The 23,114-nt window shown below is 71.3% G+C and carries 25 protein-coding genes; 12 read left to right on the top strand and 13 right to left on the bottom strand.

Translation table 11 applies throughout. The features are described 5' to 3' along the window. Window positions 1–132 precede the first annotated feature (132 nt). The 3 genes from FHX37_RS14080 to mca form a co-directional block, all read right to left on the bottom strand. A complete protein-coding gene (locus tag FHX37_RS14080) occupies window positions 133–2,136 on the bottom strand; it encodes a thioredoxin domain-containing protein (protein WP_141924334.1) in 2,004 nt (667 codons plus the stop codon). 63 nt (window positions 2,137–2,199) lie between these two features. Next, on the bottom strand, window positions 2,200–2,484 hold the full coding sequence (locus FHX37_RS22895) for a hypothetical protein (RefSeq protein ID WP_170181455.1): 285 nt from the start codon (window positions 2,482–2,484) through the stop codon (window positions 2,200–2,202). 196 nt (window positions 2,485–2,680) lie between these two features. Further along, window positions 2,681–3,568 carry a mycothiol conjugate amidase Mca gene (mca, locus tag FHX37_RS14090; protein WP_141924335.1) on the bottom strand — a complete coding sequence of 296 codons (888 nt, stop codon included), beginning with the start codon at window positions 3,566–3,568 and terminating at the stop codon, window positions 2,681–2,683. A 170-nt stretch (window positions 3,569–3,738) separates the two neighbouring features. Between mca and FHX37_RS14095 the strand changes: the two genes are divergently transcribed. The 6 genes from FHX37_RS14095 to FHX37_RS14115 all read left to right on the top strand — a co-directional run bounded on the left by FHX37_RS14095 (window position 3,739) and on the right by FHX37_RS14115 (window position 7,573). After that, complete coding sequence (locus tag FHX37_RS14095) at window positions 3,739–4,152, top strand: DUF4307 domain-containing protein (protein ID WP_141924336.1); 414 nt, start codon at window positions 3,739–3,741, stop codon at window positions 4,150–4,152. A gap of 235 nt (window positions 4,153–4,387) precedes the next feature. Further along, on the top strand, window positions 4,388–4,888 hold the full coding sequence (gene greA, locus FHX37_RS14100; protein ID WP_141924337.1) for a transcription elongation factor GreA: 501 nt from the start codon (window positions 4,388–4,390) through the stop codon (window positions 4,886–4,888). Window positions 4,889–5,050: 162 nt separating this feature from the next. After that, the gene (locus tag FHX37_RS23260; RefSeq protein WP_211351833.1) at window positions 5,051–5,374 is read left to right on the top strand and encodes a hypothetical protein; all 324 of its coding nucleotides are present in this window, start codon (window positions 5,051–5,053) and stop codon (window positions 5,372–5,374) included. Further along, window positions 5,371–5,682, top strand: coding sequence for an RDD family protein (locus FHX37_RS22905; protein ID WP_170181587.1), 312 nt, complete (start codon window positions 5,371–5,373; stop codon window positions 5,680–5,682). The genes FHX37_RS23260 and FHX37_RS22905 overlap by 4 nt, the downstream gene beginning before the upstream one ends. A gap of 96 nt (window positions 5,683–5,778) precedes the next feature. After that, complete coding sequence (locus FHX37_RS14110) at window positions 5,779–6,378, top strand: RDD family protein (protein ID WP_141924339.1); 600 nt, start codon at window positions 5,779–5,781, stop codon at window positions 6,376–6,378. Window positions 6,379–6,619: 241 nt separating this feature from the next. Next, window positions 6,620–7,573, top strand: a complete 954-nt coding sequence (locus tag FHX37_RS14115) for an IS481 family transposase (RefSeq protein WP_141924340.1) — start codon at window positions 6,620–6,622, stop codon at window positions 7,571–7,573. Here the strand turns inward: FHX37_RS14115 and FHX37_RS14120 are convergent. Beyond that, a complete protein-coding gene (locus FHX37_RS14120) occupies window positions 7,570–8,730 on the bottom strand; it encodes an FIST signal transduction protein (RefSeq protein ID WP_141924341.1) in 1,161 nt (386 codons plus the stop codon). The genes FHX37_RS14115 and FHX37_RS14120 overlap by 4 nt on opposite strands. A 160-nt stretch (window positions 8,731–8,890) precedes the next feature. On the opposite strand from FHX37_RS14120, the gene FHX37_RS14125 reads away from it, so the two are divergent. Both FHX37_RS14125 and FHX37_RS14130 read left to right on the top strand, forming a co-directional pair. Next, window positions 8,891–10,330 (top strand): sigma 54-interacting transcriptional regulator, encoded by a 1,440-nt coding sequence (locus tag FHX37_RS14125; RefSeq protein ID WP_211351834.1) that lies wholly within the window; start codon window positions 8,891–8,893, stop codon window positions 10,328–10,330. A 17-nt stretch (window positions 10,331–10,347) separates the two neighbouring features. Next, the gene (locus tag FHX37_RS14130; RefSeq protein WP_141924342.1) at window positions 10,348–12,231 is read left to right on the top strand and encodes a vWA domain-containing protein; all 1,884 of its coding nucleotides are present in this window, start codon (window positions 10,348–10,350) and stop codon (window positions 12,229–12,231) included. A gap of 34 nt (window positions 12,232–12,265) precedes the next feature. Here the strand turns inward: FHX37_RS14130 and FHX37_RS14135 are convergent, their stop codons facing one another. Continuing rightward, window positions 12,266–13,063 carry a GntR family transcriptional regulator gene (locus FHX37_RS14135; protein WP_141924343.1) on the bottom strand — a complete coding sequence of 266 codons (798 nt, stop codon included), beginning with the start codon at window positions 13,061–13,063 and terminating at the stop codon, window positions 12,266–12,268. 247 nt (window positions 13,064–13,310) lie between these two features. Here FHX37_RS14135 and FHX37_RS14140 point away from each other — a divergent pair, with 247 nt between their 5' ends. After that, window positions 13,311–13,586 carry a hypothetical protein gene (locus FHX37_RS14140; RefSeq protein ID WP_141924344.1) on the top strand — a complete coding sequence of 92 codons (276 nt, stop codon included), beginning with the start codon at window positions 13,311–13,313 and terminating at the stop codon, window positions 13,584–13,586. 106 nt (window positions 13,587–13,692) lie between these two features. Here the strand turns inward: FHX37_RS14140 and FHX37_RS14145 are convergent, their stop codons facing one another. The 3 genes from FHX37_RS14145 to FHX37_RS14155 all read right to left on the bottom strand — a co-directional run bounded on the left by FHX37_RS14145 (window position 13,693) and on the right by FHX37_RS14155 (window position 17,044). Further along, window positions 13,693–14,838 (bottom strand): cystathionine gamma-synthase, encoded by a 1,146-nt coding sequence (locus FHX37_RS14145; RefSeq protein WP_141924345.1) that lies wholly within the window; start codon window positions 14,836–14,838, stop codon window positions 13,693–13,695. 103 nt (window positions 14,839–14,941) lie between these two features. After that, window positions 14,942–15,592: an acyltransferase gene (locus FHX37_RS14150; RefSeq protein ID WP_141924346.1), complete on the bottom strand. Its 651-nt coding sequence runs from the start codon at window positions 15,590–15,592 to the stop codon at window positions 14,942–14,944. A gap of 84 nt (window positions 15,593–15,676) precedes the next feature. Next, entirely contained in the window at window positions 15,677–17,044 is a 1,368-nt protein-coding gene (locus FHX37_RS14155; RefSeq protein ID WP_141924347.1) for a cystathionine beta-synthase, read from the bottom strand. 265 nt (window positions 17,045–17,309) lie between these two features. On the opposite strand from FHX37_RS14155, the gene FHX37_RS14160 reads away from it, so the two are divergent. The 3 genes from FHX37_RS14160 to FHX37_RS14170 all read left to right on the top strand — a co-directional run bounded on the left by FHX37_RS14160 (window position 17,310) and on the right by FHX37_RS14170 (window position 20,086). Then, the gene (locus FHX37_RS14160; RefSeq protein WP_211351928.1) at window positions 17,310–18,323 is read left to right on the top strand and encodes an SGNH/GDSL hydrolase family protein; all 1,014 of its coding nucleotides are present in this window, start codon (window positions 17,310–17,312) and stop codon (window positions 18,321–18,323) included. Between the two features lie 78 nt (window positions 18,324–18,401). Beyond that, window positions 18,402–19,625 carry an acetyl-CoA C-acetyltransferase gene (locus FHX37_RS14165; RefSeq protein WP_141924349.1) on the top strand — a complete coding sequence of 408 codons (1,224 nt, stop codon included), beginning with the start codon at window positions 18,402–18,404 and terminating at the stop codon, window positions 19,623–19,625. Between the two features lie 212 nt (window positions 19,626–19,837). Continuing rightward, on the top strand, window positions 19,838–20,086 hold the full coding sequence (locus FHX37_RS14170; RefSeq protein ID WP_141924350.1) for a DUF4287 domain-containing protein: 249 nt from the start codon (window positions 19,838–19,840) through the stop codon (window positions 20,084–20,086). 264 nt (window positions 20,087–20,350) lie between these two features. On the opposite strand, the gene FHX37_RS14175 is transcribed toward FHX37_RS14170, so the two are convergent. The 5 genes from FHX37_RS14175 to FHX37_RS14190 form a co-directional block, all read right to left on the bottom strand. Beyond that, window positions 20,351–20,680: a hypothetical protein gene (locus FHX37_RS14175; RefSeq protein ID WP_211351835.1), complete on the bottom strand. Its 330-nt coding sequence runs from the start codon at window positions 20,678–20,680 to the stop codon at window positions 20,351–20,353. A 282-nt stretch (window positions 20,681–20,962) separates the two neighbouring features. Further along, window positions 20,963–21,112 carry a hypothetical protein gene (locus tag FHX37_RS22910; protein ID WP_170181588.1) on the bottom strand — a complete coding sequence of 50 codons (150 nt, stop codon included), beginning with the start codon at window positions 21,110–21,112 and terminating at the stop codon, window positions 20,963–20,965. 245 nt (window positions 21,113–21,357) lie between these two features. Then, window positions 21,358–22,374 (bottom strand): protein-L-isoaspartate O-methyltransferase family protein, encoded by a 1,017-nt coding sequence (locus FHX37_RS14180; protein WP_141924351.1) that lies wholly within the window; start codon window positions 22,372–22,374, stop codon window positions 21,358–21,360. A 35-nt stretch (window positions 22,375–22,409) separates the two neighbouring features. Then, on the bottom strand, window positions 22,410–22,823 hold the full coding sequence (locus tag FHX37_RS14185; protein WP_246062287.1) for a lasso peptide biosynthesis B2 protein: 414 nt from the start codon (window positions 22,821–22,823) through the stop codon (window positions 22,410–22,412). Next, the gene (locus FHX37_RS14190) at window positions 22,820–23,113 is read right to left on the bottom strand and encodes a PqqD family protein (RefSeq protein WP_170181589.1); all 294 of its coding nucleotides are present in this window, start codon (window positions 23,111–23,113) and stop codon (window positions 22,820–22,822) included. Before FHX37_RS14190 ends, FHX37_RS14185 begins: the two co-directional genes overlap by 4 nt. Window position 23,114: the final 1 nt, after the last annotated feature.

Below are 23,114 nucleotides of genomic sequence, written 5' to 3' on the forward strand. Positions count from 1 at the left end.
GGCGGACGCCGCGGGAAAGGGCACGGACCTGTCCAGGGTAGGCCGCGTTACTGGCTATCGTCACCGCGAACGGGATTCGGCACGCGCCGCGACGGGTGCGGGGCGGGCGCGAACCCGCCCGCCCCGTCGGTGTCACACCCGGGCGAGTTGCTCCGCGAGCCGTTCCGGGGTGGTCGCGGGAAGCTCGCAGGTGAAGTCGCGGCACACGTAGGCGGCGGGGGCGCCGTCCACCAGGGTGCGGCCGGTGAGCAGCGGGATGCCGCCATCGTCGTCCCCGTCCCCGCGGGTGATCGCGGTGGCGCCGGGGGCGTGCAGCAGTGCCGTGGTGTGCAGCTCCCTCGTGGCGGGGTCCCCGGCGGCTCCCACCACCGCGACCTCCGGCGGACCGGTGAGCAGCGCCTCCGCGGCGAACAGTCCCCACCCGGCGAAGCGGGGGGCTTTCTCGGCCAGGAGGGCCACCGGCGCCAGTGCCCGTTCCGCGGCCTCGCGGTGGCGGGTCGAGCCGGTCAGTCCGGCATGGGTGAGCAGCGCGGCCGCCGCGGCGAACTGCCCGGACGGAGTGGCGTTGTCCGTGGGGTCCTTCGGCCGGTTGAACAGGGCCTCGCTGTCGTCGGCGGTGTCGAAGAACCCGCCCTCCCCGTCGGGGAAGTGTTCCAGCACCGCCTCCAGGAGTGCTCCCGCGGTCGTGGCCCACCGCGTCTCACCGGTGACGGCGTGCAGCGCGAGCATCCCCTCGGCCACGTCGGCGTAGTCCTCCAGCACCCCGGCGCTGTCGCCTGCGGTGCCGTCGCGGGAGGTGCGCAGGAGGCGGCCGCCCCGCAGGTGGACCTCCCACAGCAGTTCAGCCGCGGTGCGGGCGTTCTCCACCAGGTCGGGGCGGTCGAACAGCGCTCCCGCCTCGGCGAGGGCCGCGATGGCGAGCCCGTTCCAGGCGGCGACGACCTTGTCGTCCCGCTGCGGCGGCACCCGCTGGTCGCGGGCGGCGAGCAACGCGGCCCGGACCCGCTGGTAGCGCTGCCAGTCCTCGGGGTCGGCCCGCAGCTGGAGCACGGAGGCCCCGTGTTCGAACGTCCCGGTCTCGGTCACCCCGAACAGGTCGGCCGCCCAGGCGCCGTCCTCGTCCCCGAGCGTCTCGCGCAGCGTCTGCGGGCTCCACACGTAGTAGCGCCCCTCCTCGCCCTCGCTGTCGGCGTCGAGCGCGGAAGCGAACCCGCCCTGGGGGGTGCGCAGCCCGCGCACCATCCAGTCGGCGGTCTCCAGCGCGACCCGGCGCGCCATGCCGTCGGAGGTCGAGCGCCACAGGCGGGTATAGCCACGCAGCAGCAGCGCGTTGTCGTAGAGCATCTTCTCGAAGTGGGGCACGGTCCAGTGCGGGTCCACCGAGTAGCGGGCGAACCCGCCGCCGAGCTGGTCGTACATGCCGCCGCGGGCCATGGCCTCGGCGGTTCCCGTCGCCATCCGCAGGCTGGCGGTGTCGGCGCCGGTGCGGCCCGCGACGCGGCGGTGGTGGGCCAGCAGGAACGACAGCACCATGGAGGGCGGGAACTTGGGCGCGGTTCCGTACCCGCCGTTGGCGTCGTCGTAGTCGCGTTCCAGCTGGGTCACCGCGGCGTCGAGGGTCTCGGCTCCGGGAGCGCTGCCCGTTCCCAGGGACCGGGGGCCGCTGAGCGCCTCGACCACCCGGCGCCCCTGTTCCAGTACGCCCTGGTGCTCCTGCTCCCAGGCGCGGCTGACCCCGTCCATCAGGCGGTGGAAGTGTTCACGCGGGAAGTAGGTGCCGCAGTAGAACGGTTCGCCCTCCGGGGTGAGGAACGCGGTCATCGGCCAGCCGCCCTGGCCGGTCATGGCCTGGGTGGCTTCCATGTAGACGGCGTCGATGTCGGGGCGTTCCTCCCGGTCCACCTTGATGTTGACGAACCGCGCGTTCATGATCTCCGCCGTCGCCTCGTCCTCGAAGGACTCGTGGGCCATGACGTGGCACCAGTGGCAGGCGGAGTAGCCGACCGAGAGGAGCACGGGAACCTGCCGCCGCCGCGCCTCGTCGAAGGCTTCCTGGCCCCACGGGTGCCAGTCCACCGGGTTGTCGGCGTGTTGGAGCAGGTAGGGGCTCGTTGCCTCAGTCAGACGGTTGGACATGTCCCCACTCTGCCCGACCACAGTGGTTGTGACACCGGCGGGTGGAGCCAGTCCCCGGCCGATCTAGGATCCGTCCCGGCCTGTGCGGCCGGACCACCCCTCGGAGTCGGCCTCCGCGGCAGCGGCGCCGTCCGCGGCGGCGTCCTCCGCGACCGCGGCGGTGCCGTCGCCGGTGCCCTCGCCCGCGTCCGTGTCCGCGTCCCGGACGCGGCTGAGCTTGCCGACCATGGATTTCATGAGGAAGTAGAGCACGGCCCCCACGAAGGCCACGACGAGGAAACCGAGCACGCCCGGAGTGACCAGGTCGGTGGGGGTGTCGGTGTCAGCGAGAAGAACCGCGGCGCTCATCGATGGTGCGGGCTCGCCCCTCCCGTAGCGCGGGGAGGCGGTGCCCTCCTCCTTTCCGGTGGTGTCAGTGCACCCGCCGCGTCAGCGGGGGTGTCAGCGGGGCTCGCGTTCCGCCCCGGTGGCGGGGCGGAACGCGGTGTCGCCGCCGGAACGCCCACCACCCCGGCGGCGGGTGCCGGTCAGGCGGCGGGGAACCTCACACGTTGCATGTTCGCACGTCCTCTGCGACCCCGGCGAAGAGGTCCTCCTCCGGGAGGCTGGTGTCCACCACGGACCGCGCCAGGTGGTAGTCCTCGTAGGGCCAGGCCTCGCGCTGGATCTCCCGTGGGACCGCGAACCAGAACCCGTTCGGGTCGATCTGGGTGGCGTGCGCGATGAGGGCGCGGTCGCGGGTCTCGAAGTAGTCGGCGCACTGGATCTGGGTGGTGATCTCCCACTGCGGGAAGTTCCGCTCCTGGATGCGTTCCACCCAGTCGGCGAAGGGGTTCTCCATACCGTGCTGGTGCAGCACTGTGGCCAGACTCTCGAACCGGGCCAGCGGGAACGAGACGTGGTAGTACAGCTTGAGCGGCTGCCACGGCTCGCCGCTCTCGGGGTAACGGTCCGGGTCGCCGGCCGCGTCGAACGCCTCCACGGAGACCTTGTGCGTCATGATGTGGTCCGGGTGGGGATAACCGCCGTTGTCGTCGTAGGTCACCATGACGTGGGGGCGGAAGGAGCGCACCGACCGGACCAGGGGCTCGGACGCGGTCTCCAGGGGTTGGACCGCGAAGCAGCCCTCCGGGAGCGGGGGCGGGGGGTCGCCCTCCGGCAGGCCGGAGTCGACGAAACCGCTGAACTCCTGGTGCACCCCGAGGATCTGCCGTGCCTCGGCCATCTCCTTGCGGCGCACCTCGGCGATGTTGTCGCGGATCTCCGGGCGGTCCATCGCGGGGTTCAGGATGGAGCCGGCCTCACCTCCGGTGAGGGTGACGACAAGCACTTCGGCGCCCTCGTCCACGTAGCGCGCCATGGTGGCGGCGCCCTTGCTCGACTCGTCATCAGGGTGGGCATGGACAGACATGAGCCGCAAACGCTCAGACAACGGACAGATCCCCTTGGATAGTCGCGGACGTTGACGTGTCCCCGGGGCGAGCTCCCCACTCCTGGGGCCGTGGAACACGCGTGAGACGAGCGTGTCGCGGGGGCGGGACGGGGGCCGCTCGAACCGGGGCTATCTTGGACAACGTAGTCACCACGCTCGGAGATTCCCGTATGCCCGACAGCCCATCCGCATCCGCCCCCCGCTCCGGCACGACGCCCGAGGGGGGACGCAGTCAGGGAAAGCGCCCTGTCCTCTTCATAATCGGCGTTCTCGTCGCCATTGTCTTCACTGTCGGATGGGGTCTGGCGCTGCGGAGCTACGGCGGTTCAGGAACGGGTGTATCCACCCAGACGGTCGCCTGGAAGGTCGTGTCCGACCAGGAGGCGTCCATAACTTTCCAGGTCAGTGGGGACAGTCCGGTATCCTGTCTCATCAAGGCGAGTGATGCCCAGCACGTCGACGTCGGCCAGACCGAGGTGGACGTCGCGGCCGACGACCGGAACGTCACCGCCACAGTGGAGACAGTTCGCGAGGCGTCGACGGTAGAAGTGGCCTCATGTAGGGAACAAGGTTCGGCAAAGTAAAACCGAAGCCCCTGGGGGTTACCCCGGCGGGCGCTGTCCCCTGCCCGTTTCCGAACCGAGATGACAGCCACGGCTGAGCTTTCGCGGCCCTCCGGCCCGAGGGGTGCCACAACCCCCGCGACCCCCGGAAGCCCGCGATTCGCGGTCGTACGGCCTCACAGCTCGGTGGTAATCTCGTAAGTTCAGCCGCGGCCGGTGGACATCCGCGGCCGCTAGACGTACCAAGGGAGTTCCCGTGACCGAGACCCGCGATGACAACGTCACCTGGCTCACCCAGGAGGCGTATGACCGGCTCAAGTCCGAGCTGGACCACCTCTCGGGGCCTGGTCGCATCGAGATCGCCGACAAGATCGAAGAGGCCCGCGCCGAGGGGGATCTCAAGGAGAACGGCGGTTACCACGCCGCCAAGGAGGAGCAGGGCAAGATCGAAGCCCGGATCACGCAGCTCCAGGAGATCCTGCGCAACGCGCGCGTGGGGGAGGCTCCACGCAAGGAGGGCACCGTCGGCCCCGGTATGACCGTCACCATCAAGTTCGAGGGTGATGACGAGGAGATCACCTTCCTACTCGCTTCCCGGGAGGAGAGCGGCGCGCCGATCGACGTCTACTCGCCCAAGTCGCCGCTGGGCAGCGCGATCAACGGCAAGAAGATCGGCGAGACGACCAGCTACACCTTGCCGAACGGCGGGAGCATCTCGGTCGACATCATCGACGCCGTTCCCTACGGCGAGAAGTAACAGCACCGGCCAGCGGGACGGGGTGGTGGCCGCCGCCCCGTCCGCGCCCCCGCCGCACGACCGCGGCGGGGGCGCACGGCTGTGGACGGCTGCCTCCGGAATACTCTCCGAACCGATGGCTCACGTAGAGTACGGCCCGGTCTATCGAGAGGAATCCCGGAATTGCCACCCCCCGCCTGGCATGAGTCCCACGGCGGCTACAACCCGCCACCCGGATACGGGCAGTACCCCGGTTACGGGCAGTACCAGGGGCACCCCCACCCGGGCGGATACGGCTATCCCGGCTGGCCCTCGGGCGGTGCGATGCCGCCGCAGGGGTTCCCCACGCCGCCCGGCCCGCCGATCGCGGGCTACGGCAGGCGCGCCGCCGGCTTCCTGCTGGACTGCGTGTTCCTCGCCCTGCTGTTCTTCGGCCTTATCTTCCTGGGATACCTCACCGGAGAACTCGCCTCCCCCCCCCCGGTGAGGCTTCAGCGGAGGATGTGAGGACCCTGTTCATAGGGGTCAGCTATCTTCTCGCGGTGATCGTGAACTTCTGCTACCGGTGGATCCCGCACGGCAGGTCCGGCCAGACATGGGGCAAGAGGATCACGGGCATCCGGCTCGTGAAACCGGAGACCGGCCAGCCGCCCGGACTCGGCTCCTCCTTCGGCCGCGAGGTGATCATGGGTCTGCTCAACGCGTTCGGCAGCGTCTGCGGCTTCGCGCTGGATCTGCTGTGGCCGCTGTGGGACAGCAGATGCCAGACCCTGCACGACAAGGCGATCTCGACCGTCGTCGTACGCGTACGCTAGATGCTGTCGCCGGGCAGACTCCGCCCTGCCCGCCCCCGAAGAATGACCGGGCGGTAGCCTCCCACAGTCACCCGACAACCCACCGAGAGGACCCCCATGGCTTCCCCCTCCTGGAACAACCCGCCCCCCGGATACGACTACCCGGGCGGCTACGGATACGGCGGCTACGGCCACCCCGCTGGCGCGCCGTACGGCTCCCCCGCCGCTGCCAGCCAACCACTCGCGGAATACGGCACCCGCGTGTGCGCCTACCTGCTGGACTGCGTGTTCATGCTGATCCTCATGGTGGTGACCTCCGTCCTCGCCCTGGGGGCCACCATGGGGCTCTTCTACGTACTGTGGCCCGAGTCGTTCGCCGGAACGGGCGACGAAGCGATGATCCCGATCATCGTCAGTGTCATCGTGATGTACCCGGTGATGTTCGGAACGGCGTTCTGCTACCGGTGGATCCCGCACGGCAGGTCCGGGCAGACGTGGGGCAAGAGGATCATGGGCATCCGGCTCGTGAAACTGGAAACCGGCCAGCCGCCCGGACTCGGCTCCTCCTTCGTCCGCGAGCTGCTCTTCCAGCTACTGAACATGGCCACCTGCGGCGCCGGCAACCTCCTCGACCTGCTGTGGCCGCTGTGGGACGAACCCAACCGCCAGACCCTGCACGACAAGGCGGTCTCGACCGTCGTCGTCGCGGTTCGCTAGGACCCGCCTCCCGGCTCCGCCCGGAAACCCAATGGACAGTACTCTCCTACAACTGTAACGACACCGACCGAGAGGACCCTCGTGGCTTCCGCCTCCTGGAACAACCCCCGCCCGGACACGGATGTGATGTTCCGGCACGTTGGTAACACCCGACACGCCCTGGCAAGGCCTTGAACGAAGAGAGGGCCTTCTGGTTCCGGTGTGGACTGTGAGATCTGCACCGACGCTCCAGGAGGCCCTCGTGCCCCACCGTAACGCCCCCCTGACCCCCACCGGGCGCCTGCGACTCGCCCGATGCGTCGTCCAGGACGGATGGACCCGCCGCCAAGCCGCCGAACGCTTCAACGTCGCCCCCAAGACCGCCCACAAATGGGCCGCCCGCTACCGCGACGAAGGCGAGACCGGCATGGCCGACCGGCCCAGCCGCCCGCACCGCCAACCCAGCCGCACCAGCGCCGAGACCGAAGACGACGTGGTCCGGCTGCGCCGCAAGCACCGCCTGGGACCGGCACGCCTGGCCACCCGCACCCGGGTGGCCGCCTCCACCGCTCATCGCATCCTGGCCCGCCGCGGCCTGCCGCCCCTGGCCGCCACCGACCGGGCCACCGCAGAGCCCGTGCGCCGCTACGAGCGCGACCGCCCCGGCGAGCTGGTCCACGTCGACGTCAAAAAGCTCGGACGCATCCCCGACGGCGGGGGATGGCGCGCCCTGGGCCGGGCCGCCGCCCGGCCCAACAAGGCATCTGCGGGCACCGCCTTCCTGCACACCGCCCTGGACGACCGCTCCCGCCTGGCCTACTCGGAGATCCTGGCCGACGAAAAGGCCGCGACCTGCGCCGGCTTCCTGCGCCGGGCCGCGGCCTGGTTCCACGGCCACGGTGTGCGCGTGCAACGAGTGCTGACCGACAACGCCTGGGCCTACTCCAAGACCACCTGGCGCCAAATCTGTTCGGAGTTGGGGATCTCGCCGAGGTGGACCCGGCCCTGGCGGCCCCAAACCAACGGCAAGGTCGAACGTTTCCACCAGACCCTGGCCCAGGAGTGGGCCTACACCCGCCCCTACGCCTCAGAGGCCGAGCGCCAGGCCGCTTATCCTGCTTTCCTGGACTGGTACAACTACCATCGCCCCCACACCGGGATCGGCGGCCGAACACCCGCCGAGCGCGTTCCCAACCTCTCAGAACATCACACCTAACGCGCGAACGCCAGAAGGCAGGCGGTGAACCCGTGCAGGTGGTTCCCGCCGGCGACGGGGCCGATCTCCCCGGCGGCGAAGAATCCGCTCACGTTGTCCGTTCCCAGCGTCTGGCGAACCGCGCGCACGTCGTGGTCGGCCGTGGCGAACATGGACACGCCGCGGCCGTTGCAGGAGAACAGCAGGACGCTGTCGGTCCGGCCGGGAGCGCTCTCCTCGAACGCCCGCAACCGCTGCGCCAGGTCGGTGTCCGCGGTGTCGCGGTCCCGCACCTGGAACCGCACGGTCTGGCCGACCTCGACCATGTCGCCGATGGTCAGGGTGCCCTCGTCCGGGTCGGCGCCGACGACGGCGCGCACCAGGAAGTCGCCGTGTTCGTGGCGCTCGGCGTACTCGTCCATGGCGATGCCGATGTGCAGCCCCAGCGAGGCCAGCTCCTGCTCCTCCTCGGGGAGCGCGTTGATGACGCCCTCCACCTTCTCGTAGGCGGGAGCGCCGGCCAGTTCCACGATGGTGTTGCCCTCGGCCTTGGTGACCGCCATGGCGGGGCCGATCGGGCGGCAGCCCTGGCTGACCATGGTGCCGACGACGTTGTCGCCGCCCAGGATGAGGCCGACCGCTCCGGAGTCGGCCACCTCACCCTCGAGGAACAGCCGCACCGAGTCCTGTCCGCGCATCCCGTCGGCGAGGCCGCCCACGAGCGGCAGCCCTCCCAGGGCGGTGGTGGACTGCTCCACGAACGACTGCGCCGGGAACTCGTAGGGGTTGGCCAGCAGCAGCGCCGCGCGGTCGGAGGGGGTGGGTTCGTGCATCCCCACGACGGCGAGGTGGTCCTCCTCCGGGACCACGTCGAGTCGGAACGGGGTGAGGGTCACGCCGGGGAGCCGCGCGGCCCACACGCTCACCGCCCCCTGTTCCTCGACCCCGCGCCCCTCGCCGATGACGCCGGTGGCGCTGCACCCCACCGCCACGGCGCCCCCGCCGTGGGCCATGACGCGTTCCCCCGCGAGCACCACCTCGTCCGGGTCCTCGCCGCAGACGAAGAAACACAGGAGGTCCACGGGCCCGTCGAGCGGCGCCACCGCGCGCAGTACCGCCCGCTCAGCCGCGCTCACCAGGTCGGCACCCGTAGCCAGAGCTTCGCCGAACGTGGCCACTCGTCGCCACCTCACATCTCGGGCCGAAACAGTCTTTCGGGGACCATACTCCCAGTCGTGGCGGGTGAAACTCGGCGACAACCCGGGGAATTCCCGCATCTCGGGGAAGCCACGGGCGAAACCGGTGGTGTGTTCTCCCGCTGGCCCTACACTTGTACGCGTGTCTGCTGTCACGTCCCCCCATGCTTCGCACGACTGGCCCACGACCCTCGGTGCTCTGCGGGCGAGCGGGCACCGGCACCGCTCCGTGGGATCCGAGGTGCGCCAGAATCTGCACGCCCGGCTGCGTTCGGGGGAGGAGCGCTTCCCCGGCGTCGTGGGTTTCGACACGACGGTGCTGCCGCAGCTGGAGCGGGCGCTGCTGGCCGGTCACGACGTGCTCCTGGTCGGACGGCACGGCCAGGGCAGGAGCCGTCTGCTGCGCGCCGTGGCGGCGCTGCTCGACGAGTGGACCCCCGCGGTGGCGGGGTGCGCCGTCAACGATCACCCCTACGCGCCGGTGTGCCCCGCCTGCCGGGAGGCCGCGGCCGAGGCGGGCGAGGACCTGCCGGTGGTATGGCGGCACCGCACGGAGCGGTACAACGAGAAGCTGTGCACCCCCGACACGAGTGTCGGCGACCTCATCGGCGACATCGACCCGGTGAGGCTGGCTGACGGGTACCCCCTCAGCGACCCGCGCGCCGTGCACTACGGGCTGGTTCCGCGCACCAACCGCGGGGTGGTCGGTGTGAACGAGCTTCCGGAGCTGGCGGCCCAACTGCAGGTGGCGCTGTTGGACGTGCTGGAGGAACGCGAGGCCCACGTCCGCGGCCACACGCTGCGGCTGCCGCTGGACGTGCTGGTGCTCGCCACCGCCAACCCGGAGAACCCCACGCGCCGCGGCCGGATCGTGGCGCCGCTCAGGGACCGGTTCGGCGCCCATGTGCGGACCCACTACCCGGAGGATCCCGACGCGGAGGCGGCCCTGATCCGCCAGGAGGCGCGGGTGGACGACGGCCCGGACGTTCCCGACCACCTGATGGAGATCGCCGCCCGGTTCGTCCGGCTCGTGCGGGAGTCGCCGTCCGTGGACGAACGTTGCGGTGTCTCGACCCGGCTCGGCACCGACGCCGTGGAGACCGCGGCGGCCTCGGCCGCGCGGCGCGGCGCCCTCACCGGTGAGGAGCACCCGGTGGCGCGGGTGTGCGACCTGGAACCGGCCGTGGACACGCTCCGGGACCGGGTCGAGTTCGAGGCCGGCGAGGAGGAGCGGGGGCGGGAGATCCTGACGCACCTGCTGCGCCGCGCCACCCTCGACACGTTCCGGAACCTCCTGGGCGACGCGGAGTTGGGCGAGCTCACCGGAGTGTTCACCGGCGGGGCCACGGTGGCGTCGGGGCCGCTGGTCAGTAGCGCCACGCTGCTGGACCGCCTGGGCCCGGTTCCCGAGCTGGCCGAGCTGACCAGTCGGGTGCGGACTCCCGCCGCGGACGGGGACGGGAGCGCCGAACACGACCGGGGGCACACGGCAGCCGCTGTGGAGTTCGCTCTGGAGGGGCTGTACCTGAACCGTCAGCTCTCCAGGGACACCGCGCACGACGGAGTCGTCTACCGACTGTGAGAGCCGCAGGAGTGGCAATGGACCGTTACCGGTACGGCCGGCCCCCCGGCTCCGGTCTCGACCGGCTGGCGGCGCTGGCCCTAGAGGAGCTGGGGCGCGGGGTGCGACGCGGCGCCACCCCGCGGGAGGCGCTGCACGGACTGCTCCGCCGCGGCCTTCAGGACACCCCCGGCATCGACGGTGTGCTGGAGGAGGCGCGCCTGCGGCGGGAGCGGTTGCTCTCGGCGGGCCACCCGGACGGGACGCTGACCCGCGCGCGTTCCCTGCTGGAGCGGGCGCTGCGCCAGGAGCGCGCCGTGCTGTCGTCCGACGGCGGGGGTGCCGCGCGGTTGCGGGAGGTGGGCCTCGGGTCGGTTCCCGCCGACGTCCCGGCGGCACTGCGCGCGCTGGCGGACTACCGGTGGCGGTCGGCGGCCGCGCGGGCGACGTTCGACCGGTTGTGGGACCTGGTGTACCGGGAGATCGCCGAGGCGTGGGTCCCCGGAGCGAAGGAGGGCCTGCGCGAGGCGCCCCCCGCCACGGAGCACCGTTTCCGGGCGATGCTGGCGGCGCTCACCCGGATGCTGGAGGCCGACGCCCGGGGGGCGTCGGTGGACGACGCGGCCTTCCTGGCCGAGTACGGCGACCTCCTCCCGCGGGGGCCGCGCGACCTCGACGAGCTGGTGGACCTCCTGGCCCGCCGTGCGGCCGCTCTGCGGCGCGTGCTGGAGTCCGTACCCCCGCAACGGAACGCGGAGCTGCGCGGCCTCGTCGCCGTGGGTGCCGAGGAGGCGGGGATAGCGGGAGAGCTGGAGCGGCTGTCGGAAGCGTTGCGGGCGCGCCGCCCGGACCTGGCGTTCTCCGGTGGCCGGGAGACCACCGGGCCGAGTCCGCTGGGGCTGGGGGCGGCCACCACCGTGGCCCGGGAACTCGCCGACCTGGCGGAGGTGGAGGCGGCGCTGCGGTCCCAGGACGCGGACGCGGCGCTGGAGCGGGTCGACCTGGCCGCGGTGTCGCGCTGCCTGGGGGACACCGCCGCCGAGGACCTCACACGGCTGGGCGGTCTGGAGCGGCGGCTACGCGAGGGTGGCTACCTGGAGGGGACGCGCCGCCGTCCGCGACTGACTCCGAGGGCGGTGCGCCGGCTGGGTGAGGCCGCCCTGCGGGAGGCGACGGCCGCGCTGGAAGCCGACCCCCGCAACAGCGCCATCCGCGGGTGTGCGGGTGAACCGTCCGGCCATTCCACGGGCGCGGCGCTGGCGGCGCGTAACGCGGTCGGACGCGAGCGTGACCCGCGGGGGCGGCTGCGGTTGGACCCGCACGACCTCGCGCCCGCCACGGGGGGTGGACACGGCGGCGCCGCGGCGGTGTGCCTGCTGCTCGACATGTCCTACTCGATGGTGCGGGGTGAGGTGTGGGACAGCGCCAAGGCGGCGGCGATGGCCCTGAACACCCTGGTCAGCACGCGTTTCCCGCAGGACGCGCTCCGTGTCATCGGCTTCAACGACCGCGCGCGGGAGATCCCCGGCCACGAGCTGCTGGGGCTGGCGTGGGAACCGGTGCAGGGCACCAACCTGCAGCACGCCCTGGCCTTGGCGGGGCGCCACCTGGACCGCTGTCCCGGTTTCGACCCGGTCGTTCTGGTGGTGACGGACGGGGAACCGACGGCCCACCTGGAACCGGACGGTTCGGTGTCGTTCGCGTGGCCGCCGTCGCCCCGGACCACGGAGGCGACCCTGGCCGAGGTGGACCGGATGGCGCGCCGGGAGGCGTCGCTGACGACGTTCCTGCTGTCCGGCGACGCCCGGTTGGAGGACTTCGCGCGGCGGGCCCGCGACCGCGGCGGGGGCCGGGTGGTGCCCACCGACGGCGGTGAGCTCGGGGGCCGCGTGGTGCGCGAGCTGCTGCGTCGGCGGCGGTGACTCCGCCACCGGTGCCGCTGGCGGGCGCTGCGGGTCAGTGCTCGAAGATGCTGACGTCGGTGGCGTCCCGGACGAGTTCCGGGGAGATGTCCCCCTCGGCGTAGAGCAGTTGGTGGCGGTCGGCCGGCATCAGGGTCTTGGTGAACCGGACCGGTGTGGTGCCGGAGTAGGACATGCGCTCGTGCACCAGCAGCGGGATGCCCGGCCCCAGACCGAACAGGGTGGAGTCCCGCAGGGAGGGCATGCGGGCCCCGACGACGTCCCAGGAGGAGGTGTAGGGGTATCCCAGGTCGGCGAGGACGGCGCTCGTCCCCTGCGGCAGGTCGTCGGGACGCATCAGTTCGGTGTGCGTCGCGATGTGGTCGGGATAGTAGGACAGCTGCCGCTCCCACAACCGGCCCTCCACGAAACGGTCGCAGCGGCGGGTGACGACGAACCCCGCGGCGTCGGAGGGGTCCAGGTTCAGCAGGCTCGCCAGGTAGCCGGTGGCGGGTTCCACGAGCACCTGGAGCTGCTGTTCCGGTTCCAGTCCCTGCTCGTGTTTCAGCCGGTCCGCGTACTGGGTGTAGCGCTCGTCGTCGGAGATGCCGGGCAGGGTGCTGGCCAGGTGGGTGGTGGGTTTGTACGAGCGGACCCTGCTCCCGCTGCCCTGTTTGGTGTCGATCCTGCCGCGGCCCGCCAGCTCCTGCAGGGCCCTGCGGATGGTGTTCCGTGACGTGCCGTACCGACCCATGAGCTGGTCCTCGGTGGGCAGCGCCGCCCCGGGGGTGTACCGGCCGGTGTCGATCTCTTCCATGAGTTCCTGAGCGATCTCCAGGTGCCGGGGCTCCATACTCGCTCCTACCGGTCGTGGGATTGGTTCCAATGATTCTACCCATGAGACTTGACTCACGCTGGACAAGACAGCATGGTGGGACTTGTAGGAATGAATCGCATAAAGCCGAACAGTGGAAAGAGTCGCTCAGGGCACGTGACGACAGCACCGCTCGGCGGAGTGGGTTCATTACTCTCCCGGGGCTCGGGCCCCGCTACCGTGCGGGCTCCACGGCAGCGCCGCACGAAAAGAGAGGAGGGGAACAATGCCCCTGATACTCGGTACTCTCGTGCTGCTTCTCGTGGCTTTCTTCAGCCTCGTCCTCGGTGTTCTGATCGCCGCCAGCATCGGCATCAAGCGCGATGACCGCGGCGACTACCACGCCCTGCGGGACGGCACGAGCGAGCGCCGCTTCTCGGGCGCCGGCCGCAGCCTCTCCGGGCTACGGTTTCCCGACCAGGAGGAGCAGGAAGGCCGGGAGGAGTCCGACGGGGACAGTGACGACGGGGTGCCGCCCAGCCACCACACCGCCACGGTGTGACCCCCGCCCGACGCTCCCCCCACGTGCGGCGACAGCAACCGCACGCGCCCGGCTCGTGCCGGACGCGCGGTTGTACCGCCGCGCGGGAACCGGGCCGGACGCCCGGTCACCCGGCGAGTGCCTGCCGCAGGTCGGCGAGCAGGTCCTCGGCCGCCTCGATACCGACCGACAGCCGCACCAGGTCAGCGGGCACCTCCAGCGCCGACCCGGCCGTCGAGGAGTGCGTCATCCTCCCCGGGTGCTCGATCAACGACTCCACCCCTCCCAGGGACTCGCCCAGCGTGAACACCCGCGCCCGCTCGCACAGCCGCAGCGCGGCGTCCTCGCCGCCGGACAGCCGGACCGACACCATGCCGCCGAAACCCGACATCTGGTTCGCGGCCACCTTGTGCCCCGGATGGTCCGCCAGGCCGGGGTAGAGCACCTCCCGCACCGCCGGGTGCTCGGACAGCTCCCGGACGACGCGCTCGGCGTTGGCGCAGTGCCGGTCCATCCGCACCCCGAGCGTCTTCACCCCCCGCAGCGTCAGCCAGGAGTCGAACGGCCCCGCGATGGCGCCCATGGTCTTCTGGTGGAACGCCAGCCGCTCCCCCAGCTCGGCGTCGGCGGCCACCAGCGCACCACCGACGACGTCGGAGTGGCCCCCCAGGTACTTGGTGGTGGAGTGCGCCACCACGTCCGCCCCGAGGGCGAGCGGCTGCTGCAGGTAGGGCGAGGCGAAGGTGTTGTCCACCACCAGCAGCGCTCCCGCCTCGTGGGCGATGCCGGCGAGCGCCGCGATGTCGGTGACGTTCAGCAACGGGTTCGTCGGCGTCTCCGTCCAGACCGCCACGGTCTCGGGACGGATGGCGGCGCGCACCGCCTCCGGGTCGGTCTGGGGCACCGCATCCCAGCTCACCCCCCACCGCTGCAGCACGGTGGAGAACAGCCGGAACGTCCCCCCGTAGGCGTCGTCGGGGATGATCACGTGGTCGCCCGGCCCCGCGATGGTGCGCAGCAGCGTGTCCTCGGCCGCCATCCCGGAGGCGAACGCGAGACCGCGCGCGCCGGACTCCAGTGCCGCCAGGCACTCCTCCAGCGCGCTACGCGTGGGATTGGCCGCACGTGAGTACTCGTAGCCCCCGCGCAGCCCGCCGACACTGTCCTGGGCGTAGGTGCTGGTCTGGTGGATCGGGACCACGACCGAACCGGTACCGGCGTCGGCTTCCTGTCCCGCGTGGATCGCGCGTGTGTCAAACCCGTCGAACGTCATGCGGCCCAGGTTAGGCGCACTGGCACCGGGTGCGCTGCCGGTTCGCCACAACCGGGCGCTCTGACCTCACGCCCCGGAGGAGGCGGCGCGCGGTTCCGGCGGGCTACGGCGCCTCCTCCTCCGTCTCGTGGGTGCGCAGCGGTGGAACCCAGCCGGCGTCGGCGTCGTAACGGCGCACGATCCGCCCGGGCACACCGGCGATGACGCTGTGGTCGGGGTAGTCCCCCGCCCGCACGACCGAGCTCGCCGCCACCACGCAGTTGCGGCCGAGCCGCGCGCCGGGCAGCACGACGGCGTTCGCGCCGATCCAGGTTCCGGAACCCACCCGCACCGGGTCGTCGGCGGGCCACTGGTGGCCCACCGGCACGTCGGGGTCGGTGTACACGTGGTTCTGGTCGCTGATGTAGACGTAGGGACCGGTGAAGACGTTGTCGCCCAGTTCGATGGAGCAGTGCGCCACCACGTGCGACCCGCGGCCGATGGTGCACCCGTCCCCGATCCGGATCAGCGGGTCCGGCCCCAGGTCGAGTCCGGGCACCATGCCGGCGGTGAGTGTGATGTCCGCGCCGAGCAGCGTGTGTGAGCCGAGCACGATCCACGGCTCACCGAAGATCGTGGCGTGCGGGAACGCGATCGACGTTCCCGGGCCGTAGCCCGCGAACCGGCGGGCGGCCCGGGAACCGGAACGGGTCTCGGCGCTGCGTCGGGCCCACGTCCACACAGCGCGCACCAACCAGGACAACAGCCGCGACACGCAGAAACCCCTACATTTACCGACCAGTAGCTGACCAGTGAAACGGTAATAGCAACCGCGCGCCGCGTGGAACGCCGGGTGGGCTCACCCGGACAGGTGGGCCAGCAGGTCCTGGCGGGTCAGCACCCCGGCGGGTTTGCCGTCCATCAGCACCACCACGGCGCCGCCCTTCTCCAGCAGGCCGATGCAGCGGCTCACCGGCTCGCCGGAGCCCACGGCGGGAAGCGGCGGGCTCATGTGCGTCTCCACGGTGTCGCCGAGCTGGGCGCGGGAGTTGAACAGGGCGTCCAACATGTCGCGTTCGGCGATGGCCCCCACCACCTCCGCCGCCATGACCGGAGGCTCCGCCTTGATGACGGGAAGCTGGGATACCTGGTACTCGCGCATGATCGCCACCGCGGTCCCCACCGTCTCGTAAGGGTGGATGTGGACGAACTCGGGCAGCTCCGATCCCTTGCCGGCGAGCACGTCCCCGGCGGTGGCCTCCTCGGTCTCGGCGGAGAGGAAACCGTAGTCGGCCATCCACTCGTCGTTGAAGATCTTGGTGAGGTACCCGCGCCCCCCGTCGGGCAGCAGCACCACGATGACGTCGTCGGGTCCGGCCGTGGCCGCCACCCGCAGCGCCGCGACGGTCGCGAGCCCGCAGGAGCCGCCGACCAGCAGCGTCTCCTCCTTCGCGAGCCTGCGGGTCATCACGAAGGACTCCTTGTCGGTGACCGCGAGGACCTCGTCGCAGACCTGCGGGTCGTACGTCTCGGGCCAGATGTCCTCACCGACGCCCTCCACCATGTAGGGACGCCCGCTGCCACCGGAGTAGACCGACCCCTCGGGATCGGCCCCGATCACCCGCACCCTGCCGCCGGAGATCTCCTTGAGGTAGCGGCCGGCGCCGGTGATGGTGCCGCCGGTGCCGATACCGCACACGAAGTGCGTGACGCGCCCCTCGGTCTGCTCCCAGATCTCGGGGCCGGTGGTGTGGTAGTGCGAGGCGGGGTTGTTCTGGTTGGCGTACTGGTCGGGTTTCCACGCGCCCGGTGTGGTGGCCGCCAGCCGGTCGGACACCGAGTAGTAGGAGTCCGGATGGTCCGGCGCGACCGTGGAGGGGCACACCACCACCTCAGCGCCGTAGGCGCGCAGCACCGACAGCTTGTCCGAGCCGACCTTGTCCGGGCAGACGAAGACGCACCGGTAGCCCTTCTCCGCCGCGACGATCGCCAGTCCCACGCCGGTGTTCCCCGACGTCGGCTCGACGATCGTCCCGCCGGGGCGCAACTGGCCGCTGTTCTCCGCGTCCTCCACCATGCGCAGGGCGATCCTGTCCTTGACCGAGCCTCCCGGGTTGAAGTACTCGGCCTTGGCCAGCACGGTCGGCGCGAGTCCGGCTGTCAGCGCGTTCATCCGCACCAGCGGGGTGTTCCCGACGAGCTCGATCAACGAATCGTGCGTCCGCATCAGCGGAGCCCCTTTCACATCTGCCCGGCGCACGGGGCTGGTTCCCACCCCCGTGGCCGCGGTCGCGGCTCTCAAGCGCACGGGCTGGTACGGCCCGTTTCCCCGAGCTTAACCCGATTGTGGCGAACACCACAGTCACGAAGGGAAAGAAGTGGAACACGGGTAGTGGGGGGCGGGACACATTATGGAATCGCCGCTCCGCCCGAAACCGTTGGAACCAGTACCACCACCGGCCAGGAACCTGTCGGGGAGGAGGCCACAGATGCTGCTGCGCGCCGTACGCGCCCGTCGAATCGCCACCGCCACGATGTTCTCCTCGGGCGGCCTGACCCTGCTGGGAGCCAGCACCGTCGGCCTCCTCTACCTGCAGGCCAAGCTGGCACGCAGGGTCGTGGGCGTCACCCACTGGTCGGCCCCGCCGGTGGACGGCGACTACGGGAACGGGGACGGTCCCCCCGTCTCCTTCGTGATGATGGGGGACTCGACCGCCGCCGGCTTCGCCGTCGCCGACGGCCAGCAGACGCCGGGAAGCCTGCTCGCCTCCAGCATCGCGGCGGCGGCCGACCGGCCGGTGCGGATGCGCAACGTCTCCGTCGTGGGCGCCACCTCCCGGGACCTGCCCGCCCAGCTCGCCACCGTCCGGGAGCAGCCCGCGGACCTCGCCGTGATCCTCATCGGCGCCAACGACGTCATCAACCGGATGCGGCCCGCCGACTCGGTACGCCACCTGAAGGAGGTCGTGGGCGAGCTCACCAGCGCCGGCACGGCCGTGGTGGTGGGCACCTGCCCCGACCTGGGCACCGTGCGGCCGATCGGGTGGCCGCTGCGCCACGTCGCGCGGCGCTCCTCGCGTCAGCTGGCCGCCGCCCAGACCATCGCCGTGGTGGAGGCCGGAGGGCGCACCGTGTCCCTGAGTGACCTCCTCACCGACGTGTTCTGGGACAACCCGCAACAGATGTTCGGGCCGGACCGGTTCCACCCCTCCGAACACGGTTACGCCCACCTCGCCGCCGCACTGCTGCCCTCGGCCTGCCTCGCGCTCGGCTTCCTCCCGCAGGACCTGCCGCCGCAGGGAACCGACGGCGTGCTACCGGTGGACCGCGCCGCCGTCGCTGCTGCCGAGAACGCCGGAACCGAGGTCAACGGGGCCAGCCTGGCCGGCCGGGAGCGCGGCCCGCGCGGGCGGTGGGCCACGCTCGTCCGCCGCGACTCCGGCGACACCGAGTCCGCGACGGACGGGAACGGCGAACCGGCGCAACCGCACCCGGAGGCGCACTGACACCCCCGCACGGGTTAACGTGCGAGTAACCAACGGCCGGGCCCACCGGCCCCCTTCGGCAGAGAGGAAACCGCGAGCATGCCCGAAGCCGTCATCGTCGCGACCGCACGCTCGCCCATCGGTCGCGCGTTCAAAGGGTCGCTGAAGGACATCCGTCCCGACGACCTGACCGCGCAACTCGTGTCCGCCGCCCTGGCGAAAGTCCCCCAGGTCGACCAGAACAGCATCGACGACCTCATGGTCGGCTGCGGTCTCCCCGGCGGGGAGCAGGGCTACAACCTCGCCCGGGTGGTCGCGGTGCAGCTCGGGTTGGACAACCTTCCCGGCACCACCCTCACCCGCTACTGCTCCTCCTCGCTGCAGACCACCCGCATGGCCTACCACGCCATCAAGGCCGGCGAGGGCGACGTGTTCGTCTCGGCCGGTGTGGAGATGGTGAGCAGCTACGTCAAGGGCAACAGCGACACCCTTCCCGACACCCAGAACCCGGTGTTCGCCGAGGCCGAGGAGCGCACCGCCAAACGGGCGGAAGGCGGGGCCCCCGTCTGGCACGACCCGCGCGAGGACGGGAAACTCCCCGACGTCTACCTCGCCATGGGCCAGACAGCGGAGAACGTGGCGCAGATGCGCGGCGTCTCCCGCCAACGCCAGGACGAGTTCGGGGTGCGTTCCCAGAACCGCGCGGAACAGGCCATCGACAACGGGTTCTGGTCCCGCGAGATCACCCCGGTCACCCTCCCGGACGGCACCGTGGTCGACGCCGACGACGGCCCCCGCCGCGGGACCACCTACGAGAAGATCTCCCAGCTCGACCCGGTGTTCCGCCCCGACGGAACGGTGACGGCCGGCAACGCCTGCCCGCTGAACGACGGCGCGGCGGCGCTGGTCATCATGAGCGACACCAAGGCCGCCCAGCTCGGCCTCACCCCGCTGGCCCGGGTCGTCTCCACCGGGGTGGGGGCGCTCTCCCCGGAGATCATGGGGCTGGGACCGGTGGAGGCCTCCCGGCAGGCGCTCTCCCGCGCCAACATGACGATCTCCGACATCGACCTGGTGGAGATCAACGAGGCGTTCGCGGCCCAGGTGCTGCCCTCGGCCGACGACCTCGGCATCGACGTCGAGAACCAGCTCAACGTCAACGGCGGCGCGATCGCCGTCGGCCACCCCTTCGGGATGACCGGCGCGCGCATCACCACCACCCTGCTCAACAGCCTCCAGTTCCACGACAGCACCTACGGGCTGGAGACCATGTGCGTGGGCGGCGGCCAGGGCATGGCCGCCGTGTTCGAACGGTTGAGCTGAGCCCGAACACCCGGCCGCGACCCGCGCCGTCCCACCCGCTCGGGGCGTGTCGCGGCCGGTCGCGGTGGTGTGCCGGTGGCACTGTCCGCCCAGCGCCGCCAACGGCACCGGAAAAACGGGACAGAACGTAAAAGCTCTGCTCAGGGCCTTGTCCCAGTGGGGCGCGTGGTGCAGTGTCGCAGGTAAGCGCTACCTACGTTCGGAGGTACCAATTGACGGTAGCCCATTCTCCGGAAATCCACGCGCAGCTCCTCGACCGCATCCCGACCGTTACCGGCCACGACCTCCAGGAATGGTTCGACACGCTTAACAAGGGGCCCGCGCTGAAGCGGTGCTCGGAACGCGCCAACTGGCTCGCCGACGAGCACGGCCTCAGCCACGGCTACGCCCGCGCCATCGTGCAGGAGTACGACCGGCGCTGGCGCAACCGCTCGAACAACGTCCCGTCACCGCGCTCCTGACCACCCGCCGCGCGTGACGCGGCCCGGCGCCGGACGCCGGGACCTCCGCGCGGTGCCGGACCGGTAGGAGGGGCAGCCACGGCACCGGTACGGCACCGCGCGGCTCCGCCCGAGCCCCGTCACACACCGCGGCACGCCTTCCAGGCAACAGACGTGTCCGCTGGTCACAACCCAGAACACCGGTCACAGCCGCTACCGCCCGGCAGCATCCGCGGATCCGGAACGGACTCGCGGCCCTGGGACGCCCGTGTTCCGGAGTGACCGTCACACCCGATCCCTGGAACGGCCGCGGACCATAGCCATGCCCCCTGCCACGGCGGCGACGACCAACCCGGCGCACATGACGATGTTGCCGGTGACGGTCCCGGGCTCACCTGAAGCGAGGTTCGCGGTGAGTTCCTGGCTGAGCAGGCCTCCGGACACGATCCAGGCGGATATGAGAATTCCGGAGACCGGGGTCCACCACCGGATCCAGAAGGCGACGAGCGTCCCGCGGACGAGGATGAGAGCGATGCCGGGCGGGAACCCCGGGAGCCCGTTCGGGGGCAGCGATCCACTGGACGACCAGCCCCAGCACGCCGATCCCGAGGCCACAGAGGCACAGCCGCCTGTTCCTCACATCGCGGTTCGGCTCCGGTGCGGTGGTACTCACCGACGTTCCTTTCGTGCCCATGGTGGATGCGCTGGAATTCCGGCCACGACGCCGTATCGGCCCACACCGCGGCGAACTCGACGACCCTGTCCGGTGTGACGGTCCGGTCCGCGAACTCGGGACCCGCGAATCCCCCGACAAGGGAAACGAGGGACAGGGCCACGGCGAGCAATGGAGTGAACCGCCAGCGCACGGTCATCAGCAGGACCGCGCCCCGAGGTGGATCAGTGGCCCGGCCCGTCGTAGCCGACCACGAGACTGTGGGACCGGATGACCTCGGGGCCGGCGTCGCCGACGGCCGCCAGCACGAGACCGAGGAGGGCCGCCCGTACGTACGCGCGTCGTGTTGAGGTTCCATCGGTTCGCGTTGTCACCCCTGCACTGTCCCGTCCGGCAGGGGCGCCGCACATCCGCTCCGCGTCGTAAGAAGCCCGGGAACCGGGTACGCACTCGCACGTATCCGGCCTACGTCACGCAGACGACCGCCCCGCTCCCGTGGCACGGCGGGGATCACGGTCTGGCGGCTCGCGCCGCCCCGCACCCCCACCGACCGCAGCACAACGCCCCGCCCGGGGATCGGCCGGGGGCGTTCGCCGTGCGTTCCACCACCGCGGTGGTGTCACCGGTGGGAAAGACGGACGTGTGCCCGCCAACCGGTGGCGGTGGGACGCAGCGCGGCGGTGAGCTCCTCGGCGGTGGGACGTCCGCAGCGGTCCCACTCGGCGACGAGGGCGCGCAGCCGCCGCAGTGCGGGGGAACCGGACGCGTCGGCGCGGAAGCCGCCCCCCTCGGGGCCGCAGGTGTGCACCGCGATCCGGGAGCCGCGCGCAACGCCGTATCCGATCTCGGTGCCGCGACCGGTGGAGACGAGCCCCTGCGGGCGCCGGGCGAGCAGCCACAGCCGCAGGTGGTCGCTCTGGGGCCACGCGATGTCGCTGGGAACGGTGTGCTCCGCCGCGCGCAGCGACCGCAACAGGTGTTCGGCGGCGCTGGGGCGGCCGCGCAGCCAGGTGGCCGAGACGTAGTCCCCTTCCTCTTGAGCGTTGCTGGACCCGGACTCCACTGGAACGTGCCACGGCGTGTGCATCCGCCCGTAGGCGCCCCGGTGCAGGTGGACCGTGCGGGGGCGCGCACCGGATCCGACGGTTGCGCGCAGCATTCCGGTGGCGTACGCCACCGGCGCCAGCGGCAGCGGCAGCAGCACGCGGGCGCCCTCGACCGCCTGGCACAGCCACTCCCCGGGTAGCTCCTCGGGGGTCGCCCAGGCCACGATCCGGTCGAAGGGACCGTACTCGGCGGCGCCGTGGCGGCCGTCGCGGGCGAGGCTGGTGACGTTGGTGTAACCGGCCGCGACGTGCAGACGCGCGGCGCGTTCCACCAGGGTCTCCTCCAGGTCGATGCTGACCACGTGACCGCGCGGCCCGACCGTCTCGGCCAGCAGCGCTGTGGACAGTCCGGAACCGGTGCCCACCTCCAACACCCGTTGCCCCGGGTGGGGATCGAGAAGACGGAGGTGGCGGGCGATAGTGGCGGTGTCGGTGCGCTGGCGCACCGCCCGTCCGTCCGCACCCCGATAGTGGGATTCGGGCACGGCGCGCAGGGCGCGTTCCACCCGCTCGTCGGTCACCTCGACCATGCTCGGTCCTTTCCGCTGTCGGATATCGTCGCTGTTCAGATTCGGACGGTGGGGTGGAACGTCTGGCCGGACCACTCCTCGCCGACCGGCTGGAGTCGTGTCTCGATCCAGGCATGCGCGGCGAAGGGCCGGACCCGGCAACCGATACACCAGTCCACCGAACGGCGATGCAGGGTCGCTGCGAGCAGGACTGCCAACGAGATCTCCAGGCAGGCGGTCCGGCCGGGATACCAGTGGCTCACCGCTCGGCAGGCGGCCACGATCTCGTCGGCTCGCGTGTGGCTGGTGGAACGGCGGGCGCCTCGTTTCGCCAGTCGAGCCGCCGCGAGAGTGAACCGCAGTGGGGTGAAGCGCAACAGTAGAAGAGCCGCCAATAAACCGCCGCAGGCTGTGACCCGGTCACGGATACGGGGAGCGGGTCCGGGGGCGGATACCATACGCACGCTCACCACGGCCTCCACCTCCGTTCCTGCGGGGAGGAAACGAGGCCGTGCTGACGGAGCTGTTCGGTGAGAGCTTCCATGTCCTCGCGTACCCGACGGGGGTCTACCCCGTAGCGCCGGGCGATCCGCCTGGATGCCTCGCTCGGGAGGGCCCCTTGGGAGAGCAGGTACCAGAAACACCCTCCTGTCGGAGTGAGCGCGAACCACCGGCCGCGCCCCCGTGTGTCGAGCAGCATGGTCCCCTGAGAAGTGAACGTCGTGTACACGTTCCGGTGGGGGCGGAGAGAGTCGTCCATG

Origin of the sequence: Haloactinospora alba (assembly GCF_006717075.1) — a bacterium.
Lineage (GTDB): Bacteria > Actinomycetota > Actinomycetes > Streptosporangiales > Streptosporangiaceae > Haloactinospora > Haloactinospora alba.